The sequence below is a fragment of the Paenibacillus sp. AGC31 genome, from assembly GCF_057334655.1.
Genome location: NZ_JBHFJH010000010.1, coordinates 51596 through 67123, shown reverse-complemented (window position 1 = coordinate 67123; position 15528 = coordinate 51596). Strand labels below are relative to the sequence as shown.

Annotated in this window: 9 protein-coding genes; 2 read left to right on the top strand and 7 right to left on the bottom strand. The window is 50.1% G+C overall.

Annotation, left to right across the window (positions count from 1 at the left end):
* Nucleotides 1-63: 63 nt before the first annotated feature.
* The 5 genes from ACE04G_RS06355 to ACE04G_RS06335 form a co-directional block, all read right to left on the bottom strand.
* Complete coding sequence (locus ACE04G_RS06355; protein WP_237177330.1) at nt 64-711, bottom strand: beta-mannanase; 648 nt, start codon at nt 709-711, stop codon at nt 64-66.
* 19 nt (nt 712-730) lie between these two features.
* Nucleotides 731-2014, bottom strand: coding sequence for a vWA domain-containing protein (locus ACE04G_RS06350; protein WP_237177328.1), 1284 nt, complete (start codon nt 2012-2014; stop codon nt 731-733).
* Between the two features lie 85 nt (nt 2015-2099).
* Nucleotides 2100-4550: a transcription initiation factor TFIID gene (locus ACE04G_RS06345; RefSeq protein WP_449004069.1), complete on the bottom strand. Its 2451-nt coding sequence runs from the start codon at nt 4548-4550 to the stop codon at nt 2100-2102.
* Between the two features lies 1 nt (nt 4551).
* Nucleotides 4552-7941, bottom strand: coding sequence for a tubulin-like doman-containing protein (locus tag ACE04G_RS06340; protein WP_339305998.1), 3390 nt, complete (start codon nt 7939-7941; stop codon nt 4552-4554).
* A gap of 259 nt (nt 7942-8200) precedes the next feature.
* Nucleotides 8201-9994: a vWA domain-containing protein gene (locus ACE04G_RS06335; protein WP_339306000.1), complete on the bottom strand. Its 1794-nt coding sequence runs from the start codon at nt 9992-9994 to the stop codon at nt 8201-8203.
* 262 nt (nt 9995-10256) lie between these two features.
* Here ACE04G_RS06335 and ACE04G_RS06330 point away from each other — a divergent pair, with 262 nt between their 5' ends.
* Both ACE04G_RS06330 and ACE04G_RS06325 read left to right on the top strand, forming a co-directional pair.
* Nucleotides 10257-10400, top strand: a complete 144-nt coding sequence (locus ACE04G_RS06330) for a hypothetical protein (RefSeq protein ID WP_167350926.1) — start codon at nt 10257-10259, stop codon at nt 10398-10400.
* Between the two features lie 2 nt (nt 10401-10402).
* Nucleotides 10403-11335: a hypothetical protein gene (locus ACE04G_RS06325; protein ID WP_221825536.1), complete on the top strand. Its 933-nt coding sequence runs from the start codon at nt 10403-10405 to the stop codon at nt 11333-11335.
* 491 nt (nt 11336-11826) lie between these two features.
* Here ACE04G_RS06325 and ACE04G_RS06320 read toward each other — a convergent pair whose 3' ends face one another.
* The gene (locus ACE04G_RS06320) at nt 11827-13422 is read right to left on the bottom strand and encodes a DEAD/DEAH box helicase (protein ID WP_449004070.1); all 1596 of its coding nucleotides are present in this window, start codon (nt 13420-13422) and stop codon (nt 11827-11829) included.
* A 405-nt stretch (nt 13423-13827) separates the two neighbouring features.
* Nucleotides 13828-15279 carry a SulP family inorganic anion transporter gene (locus tag ACE04G_RS06315; protein ID WP_221825538.1) on the bottom strand — a complete coding sequence of 484 codons (1452 nt, stop codon included), beginning with the start codon at nt 15277-15279 and terminating at the stop codon, nt 13828-13830.
* Nucleotides 15280-15528: the final 249 nt, after the last annotated feature.

Below are 15528 nucleotides of genomic sequence, written 5' to 3'. Positions count from 1 at the left end.
ACTAAGGTGATTTACACTTGCACTACGATGACAGAGTAACCTTCCCATCGCTAGTCCAACTATCTAGTCTGATATAAGCCGATAGGCGGCTCCATATTTCGGTCCGTCCGTGAAGAATAATCGCACATAATCATCCTTGGCGACTTCAACGGGCGGCATCTCATTTCTTCCGGGAGCAAAATCACTCACAAAAGGATACACCGTACCATCTTCCTTATTCAGCGGAACCCCGCCCTGTTTGCGAACATAACAGAGGGCTTCCTTGGGAACAGGTACTTCCGCTGTGACGGTGATCAATACACTTTTTCGTTTCTGAAAAAAACCGCTCTTGTAGCGAATGGAAAAGCGGATGTCCGCCTTCCCTGCGCTTGCAATTACCATGTTGTCCTCGTCTCGTTGACGGATCAGTACAGGACCCTCTTCCTCCATCTGACACACATACACGGTGTACTTGATGGCACCAAAACCTGTGATCCGATCCGTGTAACCATTGCTCGCCTTATATTCCTCTCTTGTGTACAGCTTCAGCTTGCCCTGTGCAGGCTCTTCCCCGGTACGATCATCGCTCATCATATCCAGCTCCAGCCGTTCCACATACACAGCTTCTACCCGTTCCGGCCAGAGCCAGCGAAGTGTACAACGCCCTTCGTCCACCGCAAGTGTCAGTTTTCGAATCAAGGGTGTCGAAGGGTCTGCATCCTTAAACCGCATTTCCATTGACCTCCCGACGTTAGAATCCTTTGCTGCGTGTATCTCTTGGTCTCTGACCAAACCCTTCGGCAGAAGAAGTTCCGCCGCCAGCTTCACGACGACCTCGGCTCTTCCGCGGCGTGTTCTCCTTAATCGGAACAATCCAGGAGAAGAGGGTCAATACGCCTGACAAGATGAGCATCGCACCCAGTCGTACGAATGTATCCCCCACGTTCGAACCGTCGAGTCCCCATTCCAGCAGAAGCCCTGCCAGCAGACCCGATACCGCACCACCAATACCAAAGCTGAGCGCGAGATGACGGTTATCAAATACGAGTCCGAGTGACACACCCAATGCTACTCCAATCAGTAACATTGCTGCTACACGGAAAATCGCCAGATAAACGCTATGCTCCATCATACCTGTACGCTCCGTTACCAGCGTCCGTTCATCAATCGTATCGTAGATCTGCTGGAATGCCAGATTCAGACCACCGGAATCCGGTACATCATAGTACATGCCACCCGTTTGCTGGGCAATGTTACGCAGCAAATCCGTACCCGAAGGGTCTACCAGACTAAGGCCGACTGTATTAATGGCAATCTGTTCGTTGTTATATTGGGACAAAATATCGGTCGTGTCCGCTTCACTGAAGCCATCGGATAACAAGATGACGACGGTACCGCGTTTTGGGTCCTGTTTGCCCTGAATCTGTTCCATGCCTTCCCGCAGCACGGCATCAAAATTGGTGCCGCCCGAAGTTGTGACAATGCCATCGATTTTGCTATAAACCTCATTCTTGGCCGCTTCACTATCCAGCGCAATAAACGGCTGTAACAACTGCGGTTGATCATCAAACGTAATGACAGCTACCTGTTTGTCACTCTCCATTTGGCTGATTAGTGTCTTGGCGGCTTCAAAGCGTCCGTTATCCGGATCTGTATCATTCATGCTGCCCGAGTTGTCGATCATTAGTACGATGTCTTTCACTTGCTTCGCACCGCCCGGGTTGATCTGATACAACAATTGCAGGGCGAGTCCGGCAACAAACAACAGAGCGAGTGTTGCCGGAACAAGCAATTTCCACGACAGTCCCAGATACCGGAGCTTCCATGAAGCACCATTCAGCTTGGGTGAGATCATCTCTGCGATCAAACAGAACAATCCAACGCTCAGCGCCAGTACGCCAAAGTATAATCCCATCAGCAACAGACGTGGCATCTCCCCAAGCCATTGACGCAGCATGATTTCTCCTGCCGCAAAGCCCACTGCCCCGCCAATCAGGCTGAACAGGACCAGGAGAAGATTGATTTTTCGCTGCATGTCTACATGCATCCTTTCCATACCAGCCTTAAACAGGCTGAGTTAATACAAGATTGGTGCTGGGTGTAGGACACCACCAGACTTCTTAACGAATGGGTGACAACTTTTCCACCAGACCTGCGGGGTGAAGTTCATAACCATTCTCCGTGTACGAGTCATAATATACCTTGCCGTTCCGATACACCATGAGATCCTCCAGATGGAAACCTCCCATCAGATTCAGCTTCTCCACACCACTGCTGCGTTCTTCGTACACCACACCCAACTTGTAGATGCGTGACGTCTCTTCGGCATGTGCCGCATAGTCCATGAAAGCACTATGATGGTCGCCAAAGAAGTACTTTTCTTCATACCGATGTTCCTGCGTATAATCGAATACCCGTACCCGAACAACCGCCTGATCCTCCAGCGTGTGGTACAACCTGCGGAACAGATCATCCCGGGTTAATACGTCTTTATCTCCGTAGGCAATCGTTACATTGGCCCTTTGCAACAACTCTTCTTCAAATGGCAATTGCAACGGCTCTGCCGTAAGCAGCAACGAGTGACATACCTCCATCAGCCGTTTCAACAAACGATCATCGCCTTCTGTGGCAAGCCGGTTCATGTCTCCCATGTAACGGTCCTCAAACCATACGTCCCGTCCGCGTTTGGCTTCCAGGTCGATGATTAGCTCTTCCGTCACTTTGCCGTAGTACTCCATCACGTTCTGTCCGATGTATTCATCGGCAGCAGCGATACTTTGGGCAGCTGTCTCCCGCAGTGTGCGTTCCAGCGCTTCAAGTGCTGCTGTGACTTGGCGACTGAAACGAGAAAGTTCTTCCATCTCCGTATCGTAGATACGCAGCAAATGTAATTCATTTTCCAGTCGCAGTAATTCTACCTTGGGTACATACACTCGCTCCAGCATGCAGTCAATCAGATTGCGTACATTCTGCTTATCACGGAACAACGCTCGTTTGAACGACTGATCTTCCACCCGCTCTTGCTGACGTTGCTCCAGCAGAGCACGTGCCGATTCAAGCTGCATCGATTTATCCCGAATCAGTCCGAGCAGCGCTTCACGTACACTGCCGGGCTCACTGTCACTCCAGGCTGCCCATTGGAAGTAACCAACCTCTGGATGCTCCGCTCGGGAATGTTCAGCCTGACGGCGCAGGGAACCGCTAGAGCTACGCTCGCGCACACGCTCTTCGACAAGACGGACAACGTTATCGCGAAAGTACGCTTCGGCTCCTTGGCCAAACAATGCTCTCTCCGCTTCACGTAGGGAGAGCGGCTTCAGATCAGAGAAACTGACGTTATGCGTCATGATGCCGCTCATGCCACTAACCAGATCTTCGTCAGGTAACAGACCTTCGACTTTGCGTTCCACCGAGGGCGCGTCCAGTCCGAAGAAAGCGAGCTTGTCCTTAATGCTCCAATCCGGCTCTTGCCGCATGCGTGCGAGCAGATACCGATACAGGTGATATAACACAGCTAGTGCAATCGGCTTGTTTGGCCGCCTGATCTCGGCAAAACCCGCGCTTGCATAACCGTGCTGATCAGAGGTGGTACGAATATTGTTTTTAAAGGATGTATTGTTGTAAGTGTTCGCTCCCGTGCTTGAAACGGTCCCCGAGTGATCTGTACCCTGCTTCCTGTTCTTCAACAGGCAGATGCGGCAGATGATCTCGGCATTTTCGATCCAGCCACCGGGAACGCCGGTTCCACGCTCATTTTTGTCGGACAACAGATATACCAGATCAAACAACGGTGACGCGGGATGTGTAACCGGAATGGAGATCCCATCCTCCGTCACCAGCAGTTTACCGCTGAACGTGTAGTCCAAGGACTGCATATAATCCAGTTCCCGCAGAAAAGCAAGACCTGCTGCGCTGGCATACCCGAAGGAATCCACCTGCTCCATCTCACTGACCAATACATGCAGATCCGTCTGCACCGACTTGAAGGCTTGGGACAAAATGGTCTCCGTCAGCTTGGTGAGCTCTGGCAACAATACATTCAGCGGATCATCCGCTCTGGTTACCACCGTAACGTAAATCCGATCAAATGACGAGTATAACCGTCCATATTCGGCAATTCGGTTACTGACCCGCCGAAGCGTACGATTCAGATCGTAGAGCGCCTGATCCGATTCATGGAAATTGCGGTGCACATCCTTACGCCGTGTTTTGGAAGGTCGCTCCTTCTGCCCAGTGGACAATGGCAAGCGGTGCAGAGTTACCTGTCCGTCGTCACCGGATGAGCTATCGTTCCTCGTTTCACCCGGATCTGCTTCCTGATCTTCTGTCCCAATCTGAACGTAGACCACACCGTCTCCATTATCCCATTTCAACCGGTTAATCTCCCTCACGGCAGACACGGCAGGTGCAACCTGATCACCCACGAACAGAAACAAGGCCGGGTAATGGATACTGCTGCGTCCATCACCCAGGCTGCCTTGACGCTCCTGCTCTATTGCATACTGTGCTGCATACTTCTCCAGATCACGCTTCAGGGTATTGTTCGAATTGAACTCCATCCCAGCCGCCATCTTACTTCAGCCTTCTGCGAATGTCGTTCAGCTTGGACGACATCGTTCTGTAGAACTGATAGATGTCTTCTCCGTTAGCCAGTTCTACCCGCTCGTATTCGAGACGATCGCGCGATTCCATGAACAGCGCAGCCAGATCATCCAGCTTCGTCAGCAGTGGGGTGATATCCTCTGAAGCGGTTAGATCGTTATCGCGGCGGGAGGCTTTGCGCAGCAATGTACTGCGATCCTTCTCAGCCAGACCGCGGAAGTTGCCAAACACTTCATACTCGGCAAAGTTACGGCTCTTCATCAGGTTTGCGAATGGCTCCCATGCGTCTTCTTCCGGGTCACGGTCATAGACGTAGAGCGCGCCTTTTTTGACGATGGTGTCGGTATATAACGCTTCGATGAAGCGGTCATACCACTGCTCTTCATCCTGGTACTGGGCAAGAATGCCTTCGAGTTCCGCGACTTTGGCCGAGATGGCATTCATCTTCGCCAGTTCCTCACGTACACGTGCGATCAGCTGCGGGGAGCGTACCAGGTTTTCTTTAGCCATATCTTCATTAATACTGCCGAAAATATCCTTAACTCCCACACGAGGCAACCCTTCGGATTGCAGACGTTTCAGCTCGATCACCGCCCGCTTCACTTCGCCGAGGTTCGGCGTGGTGGACGTCAGACGCATGTCGTAGGCTCCCAGTTTGGCAGACAAATCAAACGCTTCTGTTGTCACAATCGCATACCGGTTGCTTGTATTCTCATCGATGGATTTGGCTGTCACAATGTTGTATCCGAGCGCCTGCTCGAATTCGCTACGCACACGGGCGTTATACTGCTTCACGCGGGCGTTCTCGTACACATCTCCCCATGATTTCTCCGGAATCGGAGACGGCAGATAGGTCCAGTTGTTTTTCTCCGTTTGCACCAAGTGACGACCAATGCCTTCTTTGTCCAAAATGGTACGTTCATAACTTTCCTCATATACCTTAAGCGGTGTATACACAAAGAGTGGTACCCCGTTGCGGGTATTCAGCCAGAAAATCCGGTTACGTACTTCACTTTCCTTAACGGTAAAATGAGACTTGCCCACGGCATTGTTCTGATAATTGCGAATCCCTTTCAGAATGCCCGGCGCCTGTGCAGGTACCGATACAAATCCCCATGAAGGGAAATGCAGACTGCCTGTACTGTTGCTCAGATTGAACACTGGAACAGCCTCATCATCCAGCTTGCCAGCAATGAAACGTTCCACGAATTTCTCTACTGACTCATCCTGACCGTACTTGATCACCAGGAAATCTTCCATGGAACGGGTAATCAGATCACCGAATTTCTCACTTAGGAAGTCGGAGATGGAGCTGACGATATCAATCTCGTTTTCTTTCACCCACTGGCTGGAGTTTTCCAGCAATTCACGAGAGAAGTCACGGATCAGATCATCCGTATCTCGCTTGTCCAACAGCCTGTCCACTACACTGACGATATCCGGTACACTTACAACGTTCCAATAATATGTTTTGTTGCCTTTGTGATCGGCTTGTTCTTCGCCGCGTGTCAGCAGGTCACCGTTCTTGGCGAATATCGAGCTAAGGGCGTTCAGCGTTTCGGTAAATACGTTATAAATGCGGCTGTTCTCCTGGTTCAGCAACTCATACAGATCTTCATAGAACTCGATCATCTGATCGTTGCGTTCCACGTCGGCGTGCAGCCAGTACTCATGAATTTTTGCTTCAATATAAGCATTCTTTTTCTTCTCTTTGGAGACAAAAGCACTCTTTGCATCGCCCAGCTTCTCTTCGGACTGCTCCTGAGCTGCTTCAATATCACGCGGAATGCGGAAGGCATTCTCACGCAGCGTTTCGATGTACGACTGAATCATCTTCAGTACACAGAAACCTTTTTCCGTATAAATCAGACGAGAGACATAGAACGGACCTTGTTCGGGATGCAAAAACATACGCCGGATCTGTTCGGTGAACTGACCCGCAATCTCACCCGGCAGTTGTTTCTTCGCCTTGATATATTCTTCACGGGCACGGGCCAGGAAGTTCTGCTCCAGTTCGGTGTCCATATTCACAACCTGTGATTTCACCACGTTGCCATAGGATAAACGCTCGCTGTTCTGATAACCAGGCAGCGGCTCTGGCACGCGGGCTTCAAAAGACTTGACCACACTTTCGAGATCAATGCCCAGCTTGCGGGCAAACTTCTCGGTATCCTCCTGGTTTGGTGCTTTGGAGAACATGGTGTTCATTTTGTCGAACATCCGGTAAGCCAGATACGTTGTCATCTCTTCAATCGGCAGTACAGCCGAAGATGCACCGATGATGTTGTAATCATAGTTCGCCGGGTACACCTTGTTCATCTGTGCAATGTTGGTCCGGATGTTGCTGATATAGTCATGGATCGCAAACTCCTCACCCGACTGCTTCTCCTCACTTGCCATGAAGTTGGTAATGTTCTCGGCAGTGACGTTCATGCAGTAATCATAGGCGTTCTCCAGCAATTTGCCCTCGGTATTCGTCGCAGAGATCAGGTGACACAGGTTAAATGGTGGCAGTGGTGAGTTAACTGTTAAAATATTGCCGTACTTCTGTGTAAACCGCTCACCGCGGCTATCCACGTTCATCCAATAATCCAGCTCTTTGAGCGCAGCATATCCGTTCTTGCGAATATATTCGCGAGTGTGTTCGCTCAAGCTTTTGTTGGACAGGTTCACGTCTGGCGTGAACAGATAGCCCAGCGTATTCACGCGGTCAATCCCGGCTGAGCCGTGATCACGTTCGATAATACCGCGCACGATATAGGAAATATCGAGGAAGCAACCGCTGCCTGTACCGCCGGACAGACCTGTCAGCAGGAACACCATCAGTTTTTTGTTGGTGCCTACAGATAAGGTTTTGATCTTTTTATCGATGGCCTGTACGACCTGATTAATCTTGGTGAACAGGAGCAGACGTCCAGCCTGACGCACCCCTGCGGCGCCGTTCATGCCGTCCGTGATGCTCAGTTCCGGAGACAGCCAGTCCGTAATGTACGGCTCTAGTACACTGCGGTTCTGAAGAAGTCCGCCAATCTCGGCATTGGACAGCAGCACGAATTCATTGATCGGATCAAGTCCGATCCCTTTATACTTTTTGGCACGATCCTGTTCGTTTGTCTCAAAAGCCAGAAACTCCACATTGTCCGGCTTATCCATTTTTTTCTTGGATACTGGGTCTTGTGGCAGCTTGAAACGACGGTTGATCTGATATTTGAGACGCAGCAGCGCATCAATTCCCGTTCCTCCCAGACCAATAATCAGAATGGGGTTATCAATCGTATCAACTCTGATCTTCTCACTGACAATACCTCCGCCAAGTGATACATCCAGTTGCTGAATATGTTCTCTAACAATCGGTTTCATTCCATGTCCTCCTTAGATTAACGCACGTATGCTTCAATCTATATAATTCAAACTAAAGAATATTTACACTTGCCACTCCGTTGACAGAACAACCTTCCGATCGCTGTTATACCCAGATTTTTTGATTCTATTTTCCAAAGGTGAACATCTGGGTATAAAGGCGAACGCTTCGCTTCTCCAGCTTTTTTCTGTCCTCTGCGTTCTCGTGTAAATGGATTAGTTCAACTTATATAGCTTACATTCACTTAGCTATAATCTTTCACACCAGATACTCAATTAAAATGGTTTTGTCCGCCTGTTGCAGCGGGATGCTCAGTCGGTCACCGTTCTTCAGTTCAACGCCTGAGCTTGCATCGACTGCACGACCGGATTTCTCCAGCGTACCGCCAGCGGTGTTACGGATTATAATTCGATCCCCATTGCTGGGCGTAAATACATATTTCTCGGTTTCCTTCAGCTCAGGGTCCAGTTGCAACAACTGATGCAGATGGAATCTGCCGCGGAAGGATACCAGCTTTTTATATTGTGGATAGGACTTGTCGCCTGTGTTCTCATCACGAATCTCCACAACCATCTGACCTACAAATCCACGGTTTTTGCGTTTCAGCCAGCCCATCAGGAACCATGCACCCACACCGACCACAATTAGAGCTATAACACCCAGAATAACAGGTAACCAAGGAAACGGCTTATCCTGTTCACCGCCTGATGTTGTCGGTTGTGTTCCACTTCCGGCTGCTCCGCTCGCGTTGATCGTAATTGGCGCACTTTCACGGTAGAAGCTGTCTTCTTCCGCACGGATGACCAATTCATAGTTATGATTGTCCGGTACTTCAAACGTTCCGGCAAAACCAGAACCTGTGTTTTCCAGCGGTTGTTCTTCACTTTTGCCTGTATCCACATCTTTCACAACCAGCGTGGCCTTCATATCCGTATACAGGTCATTATCCTGAAGCGGCTGACCGCCATTCTCCAGTTTGGCTGCAAGATCAACCTTGTCCCCTTTGGTATAGGACTTGGTCTTAATTGGGTCCACAACGAGCTGAAGATCATAGTTGAACAACAGGTTGATATCGATGCTGTCTTTCGGAGCCCCTTTTACCCGAAGTTTCCAGTCTCCCTCTTGGGGTTTCAACAGCTTCACGAGTGAATAACTCTTCGACGTCGAGAGCTTGGCTGCATCCGAATTCAGGTCCACGGCTTGTCCGGAAGGGTCCGTCAATTGCACTTCCACCGGCTTCGAAGACATGATCGAAATATTTGCTTCCAATACACTGTCATTCGGCACATTCACGGTAACTTCCTGATAACTGCCGTTTCCCGTTACAGAGGGCAGCTTCACCACATTCAGTTTGGCATGATCGGCGAAGATCTCACTCAGAATCTGTGGCAGATCATCCGGCGTATCGGTAATGAATGACTTGCCTCCGGTCTGCTGAGCCAGGTCTGCGAGTGCATTCTTGTTCAGCTTGCCATCCGCGTTCAGTCCAATCGTATACACCGGAATACCTTGATCCTGTGCTTCCTTCACGGCTTTCGCCAGATCAGCGTCGGATTGTGCCTGTGTACGGCCTTTGGTTTTGTTAAAGTCATTGTTGCCATCCGCCAGCAGCACGATCATCGGCGAGTGGGATGGGTCTGCACCATGATTCAGTATGTTTACGGCTTCAGCGACACCAACTGAGACATCGGTATATGGGCCTCGGCCGAGTTGATCAATAAAATCCTTCAGGCTACTCTTGTCCGCATCGGACTGAATCTCCAGCATAGCCTTTTCCCGCTCCACCTGATCGGTATATGCAACAATTCCTACCTTGTCCCCCTGGACCGGCAGCATATCAACAAACATTTTCATGGCCTCATTACTAATCTTGTCACGGTCACTTGTATTCATCGAGTTACTTACATCGGCTACAAGTACCGCATCGATTCCGCTTGTCTGTGCCTGAGCCGCTGCAGCTTGTGGCAGCAACGCTTGAGGTAGCAGTAGCGTTAGAATTGCCAGCAGAACCATCGTTCCGCTGAGCCAGCGTATTTTGCGTGTCCGCAGCATTGGGTGTACTCCTTCACGTTTGAGATTAAAATGGGAATAGTTTATTATAGGCGTCAAGCCTTAAGGAAATCTTAACAGTCTGCTAATAAATTCTGAAAAGCACCCCTATCTTGAGTTACAGTTTTGTAATGACTGACAATAATCGACGATTTCACGCCTGTAACTGGCACAAAAGTACCAACTATGGAAATATGATATAGTTATTGCCAGCAAACTGCAATATAACAGCGCTTGATTATCAAGCTATAGAAGGGAACGGATTATGGTTACATACGGATGCCTCGCCATATTGTTTCTTTTTGTCATGATAAAGGGTTTTGCACTCCAGCTTCATCGGCGGAAACCGGTCTCCCGGGAAGACACGGATCGTACCCTCTACACTATTCTGAATGGTGAGCGTGATTGAGCATGAGTACTAAACTAGTTGTATCCATACGACCATTTCAACGAACGACCTATGCCTATGAAAAGTTGCAAGTCTGCACCCGTTGTGGACAGTATACCTGCCTGTGGGAAGAGGAGTGCACGGCCTGTGGCCGGGGTACCCTGAATTCCGTTCAAGCGAAGGCAACTTCCCGTGTGAAACGTCGAATTGCACGCGACCTGTTCATTACGATATTGTTCGGTGCTGCTGCCACCTATTTTGGTGAAACCATAGATCAGACCATGGCGGCAGCCAGCGTTTCCCTGCTGCTTCTGGCCTTACTGATTTTCATGCAGAAACGTTCGTTCGAGGTACAGCAGCAGCGCGAGTTGAAGCGCACGTTGCAACAGGATGAGGAACTCATCCGCCAGGGTATTAACCGCAACTGGGCTCTGGTCGCTGAAGCTCGAAAGCAGGATGAAGCACTTGCCTATGAGATGCTCCGCGAGATCGGCTCACTCGTCTACAATGACCGGATTCGACTGCAACAGGTTGCGCTGTTACAATCCTTTGTACTGCGCAGTGATATGGATCTGCAGCTCAAGCCCTTGCTGTTACGCAGCTTCGAGCGGCTACTGGCTGAATATATCGGTGAGATCGCACGACTTAAGCCGGATTTGATCCGGGAAGATGCGATTCGTTATATCGCAACCTATGAAGTGAACATTTTACAGCTCCACAATGGTATTCAGATTCTTACAGCCGTAGCTGCTGCTGCCGTGCGCAAGAGCAAATATATTGAGTTATTCCCTAGTCTTATTACCCGCTACGCCCGCTTTATGCCCAAGGATCGATTCATGAGACTTTATCACACGATTGAACGCTATCCGAGCAAGGCACGCGGGGGACTGGCGGAGTCAGTAGGCCGGGTGTATAACGAGAAATATCGGGATCAATACGCAGATGTTCAGCTGTAGGGATGATATATTGAGAAAGAAAAACGTAGTTTAGTGCAAACTCATTCCCTGTATATAGACGAATGCAATTTCATCCATCCCTGCATGCGCGTCAGCACCACAGATCGAAGGTTATGATTCTAATGATATAAGAATTAATCCAAAAACACCCCATCCTTAGGTCTAGGATGAGGTGTTTTGAATTTTATGGAAGTTTGCCAAGTGCTATGCGCAGTACACGGACAGAAAGAAAAACTAGATGGGGAATACCTAAATGGCATCTTCCATGGATCAAGCAGGCGCACAAACAGGCACTCACAGATGACAAAAAGAATAAGCGAAAATGATCATCTGCCCTGTTGAAAAAGGGCCGCGACGTGGTTCCGTCGCGACCCTTGATCTGAGGGTTCGGTACATCTGTACCCGAACCCTCTCATATGTGCCATGCCAAACCCTGTGGCATGGCATGGTGCCTGCGCAATTGCGGCTGCATCGCAGCTTGCGCCAAGGCTTTACCGTCCGCGACGGGAATCGCGACGGTCGCCCTTTGCCGCTCCGCGTCCTGCGGATTCCGGACGGCGAGAGCCTTCGCTGCTGCGCTTGTCGGCGCTACGGCCAGCCCAGCCGCTGCTAGCTGCACCGCGTCCGCCTTGGCCCGCTGCACCACGACTGCTGTCGCTGCTGCGCGCGGAACCACGACCTGCACTGCGCTCGTCGCCACTGCGACCCGCACCGCGTCCACCTTGACCTGCTGCTCCGCGACTGCTGTCGCTGCTGCGGCCACCGCTACGACCACCACTGCGTCCGCCTTCACTGCGTCCACCTTCGCCGCCGCGGGAACCACGCCCCCCACGTCCGCCAGAGCTGCGATCATTACGACCTGCACCGCGACGGGCACTGCCTGTTCCGGAAGAGCGTCCGCCTGAACGTTCGTCATCCCCTTGACTGTTGATGGAACGTCTAGCTGCTCCAGTTGAAGCAATTGGACCTTCGCTTGTCCACTGGATACGGGACAGCTTCTGGTCGATCCCTTGTTCAATACGTGCCAGTTCCGGTCTGTCGTGCTCTGTTGCAAACGTTACAGCAAGACCTGTACCGCCTGCACGGCCCGTACGACCAATCCGGTGGATATAACTTTCCGCATCATGCGGCATATCGTAGTTAAATACATGCGTAACGCCTTCAACATCAAGTCCACGTGCAGCTACATCTGTAGCAACCAGCACTTGCAGTTTGGCATCGCGGAACGCTTTCATTACGTTCTCACGCTTGGATTGGGACAGATCTCCATGAAGTTCATCACTTGCATAACCTGCTTCACGCAGATCTTGGTTCAGCTTGGATGCACGACGCTTGGTCCGGCAGAAAATAATCGCCAAGTATGGGCGATACGTATCAATCATGCCGCGAAGTGCTTCTAATTTACCACGATCCGTGCATTCCAGCACTTGCTGGCGAATTTGTTTGATCGGAATAACAGATTGGGAAGATACTTTTACATCTTCCGGATCTTTCATGTAGGTCTTCGCCAGGTTGCGAATGCCTTTTGGCATCGTTGCCGAGAACAGCATTGTCTGACGTTTATGTGGCAGCTCACTAAGAATCGTTTCCACATCGTCCAGGAAGCCCATGTGCAACATTTGGTCGGCTTCATCCAGCACCAGTTTCTTCACATTATCAAGCTTCAACGTGCCACGGCGCAGGTGATCCAGGAGACGACCTGGTGTACCAATAACGATCTGGGTACCGTTCTGCAATTTACGCAGTTGCTTGTCCACATCCTGCCCGCCGTATACGGCAAGCACGTGCAGTTTATCGTCGTTTGCCGTGAGTTTCTTCGCTTCTTCCGTAATTTGCAGCGCAAGCTCACGCGTAGGCGCAATAATCAACGCTTGTGGCGAACGGTCCGATACGTTAATTTTCTGAATAATCGGCAGCAAAAATGCCAGCGTTTTCCCTGTTCCTGTCTGTGCCTCAGCGATAATATCGCGTCCACCCAGCAGTACCGGAATCGAACGCTCCTGTACCGGAGTCGGCACGGCGATGCCCTGATGTTTCAGGATCTCGCACCATTCCGGGCGAATGCCCAGTTGTTCAAAGTTTGCCAATCGTTACACCTCTGTATATTCATTTAGATAAGTCCATTTCATAATGACCTTAGTATCAGTATCTGCCATCAAGACTAGTTTTCCTTATATCAATCATGATTATGAAATGAATTTTTAAAAAGCAATCCACTCGTTGCTCTTCTTCTCCATACCCTGTAGTTTACACGTTAGTCAAGCAAAACAAAAGGGGATACAGCGTTACCCACCCAACTTGTAGCACAAAATTCCAAGATCAGCGTAACTTGTATCGACCAAGTGAGTTTGAGGTTGGTTTATTAACCTAGCATGCCTCAGGCTCTAATAAAAAAACAGCGACGCCCTCTCCCCAATTGCCGGAAAAAGTGCGACGCTGATTAAAATGCATCTTTTTGTTACCTATTCGTTGTTTACTTCGTTGCAACCAAGTTACGAGCCGTGCCCTCCAGCTGTGGCAAATCCACTCCGTTCAAGAATGCGAGTGCTCTCTTCGTTTAACCCGCGCAGGTGCACAGTTTTACCCAGCTTCGCGTATTTGAACTTCACTTTGCCAATAGCCACAACCGCAGTATTGTCCCAGATATGTGAACCTCCGAAATCAATCGTGATTTCCTTCGGATCAGCTTCTGCATCGAACTCGTCCACAAACCGGGACGAAGAACCGAAGAAGAACGGTCCATGAACCCGATATACTTTCTGCCCTTGCTCCTGGCTCGCCTGAACGCGAATCTTGGTCTGTTTCCAGCCAAAATGCAACACGCTGAGCACAACACCTACCATGACCCCGATTGACAGATCGTGGGTATAGACCACAATTGCCACCGTCACGATCATGACAAAGGCTTCCGCCCGAGGCACACGAGCAATGTTTTTAATGGAACTCCAGTCGAATGTTCCGATACACACCATAAACATTACACCGACGAGCGCCCCCATCGGTACCTGTTTCACCACACCGCTAAACAGCAACAACAGGATCGCGAGAAACGCACCCGCAGTAAACGTGGACAATCTTCCACGTCCGCCAGACTTCACATTAATGACCGATTGCCCAATCATCGCACAGCCGCCCATGCCGCCAAACAAACCGTTCACAAAATTCGCGATACCCTGACCACGCACCTCACGATTCTTGCTGCTCTTGGTCTCGGTCATCTCATCCACGATGGTTGCAGTCAGCAGGGATTCCAGCAAACCAACCAGTGCCATGGTGAATGAATAAGGCAAAAGAATCATCAGCGTGTCCCAAGTCCATGCAATATTTGGCAAGTGGAACATCGGCAGAGTGCTCGTTATATTCCCCATATTGCCTACTGTTCTTACGTCCAGATGGAACACCACGGTAATAATCGTCATCACGATAATCGCAATCAGTGGAGCTGGAACGCCTTTGAAAAACCGTGGCAAAATATAAACGATCGCCAGCGTGCCCGCCACCATCGCATACATAATCCAATTCGCTCCCGTGAAGTGGGTTAACTGCGCCATAAAGATCAGTATAGCCAGTGCATTCACGAATCCGGTCAGAACAGAATGAGGCACAAACGTAATAAACCGTCCAACCTTAAATATGCCCAGTAGAAACTGAATAATTCCTGTTAATATCGTTGCTGCAAAAAGGTATTCCACGCCATAATCCTTGACGAGTCCAACCATCAGTACCGCCATGGCACCTGTTGCCGCCGAGATCATGCCTGGTCTTCCACCAGCTATCGAGATCACAATTGCAATTGTAATCGAAGCATACAACCCGACCATCGGATCAACACCCGCAATGATGGAGAACGCAATGGCTTCCGGAATTAACGCCAGCGCTACCGTAATGCCTGCCAGCACGTCTCCGCGAATGTTGCCAAACCATTGTTGTTTTAAAGTATTCATATGTTCTTGCCGTTCCTCCTACGTGTATTCCTCAGAATGGACAATCTTACTGAAGAGTAACGGAAGACGTTCACACTAACCAACTACCCAGGACAGCACAAAACAACGGATCCCGCTCCGCATCATTCGTCTATGCTCTTGCCTGAGCTGCACCATTCTTCCCCATCCGTATAACCTTGACGGGTTCATGAGCACTCATGTCTTTTCCGTTCCAGTGTGTACCGCTGATATTCCATTACTGCCCTCAGT

What these genes read in the sequence shown, in the direction of transcription:
- ACE04G_RS06355 (WP_237177330.1), bottom strand. Translation starts at nt 711, where the DNA reads ATGCGGTTTAAGGATGCAGACCCTTCGACACCCTTGATTCGAAAACTG.
- ACE04G_RS06335 (WP_339306000.1), bottom strand. Translation starts at nt 9,994, where the DNA reads ATGCTGCGGACACGCAAAATACGCTGGCTCAGCGGAACGATGGTTCTG.
- ACE04G_RS06330 (WP_167350926.1), top strand. Translation starts at nt 10,257, where the DNA reads ATGGTTACATACGGATGCCTCGCCATATTGTTTCTTTTTGTCATGATA.
- ACE04G_RS06345 (WP_449004069.1), bottom strand. Translation starts at nt 4,550, where the DNA reads ATGGCGGCTGGGATGGAGTTCAATTCGAACAATACCCTGAAGCGTGAT.
- ACE04G_RS06325 (WP_221825536.1), top strand. Translation starts at nt 10,403, where the DNA reads ATGAGTACTAAACTAGTTGTATCCATACGACCATTTCAACGAACGACC.
- ACE04G_RS06350 (WP_237177328.1), bottom strand. Translation starts at nt 2,014, where the DNA reads ATGCAGCGAAAAATCAATCTTCTCCTGGTCCTGTTCAGCCTGATTGGC.
- ACE04G_RS06315 (WP_221825538.1), bottom strand. Translation starts at nt 15,279, where the DNA reads ATGAATACTTTAAAACAACAATGGTTTGGCAACATTCGCGGAGACGTG.
- ACE04G_RS06340 (WP_339305998.1), bottom strand. Translation starts at nt 7,941, where the DNA reads ATGAAACCGATTGTTAGAGAACATATTCAGCAACTGGATGTATCACTT.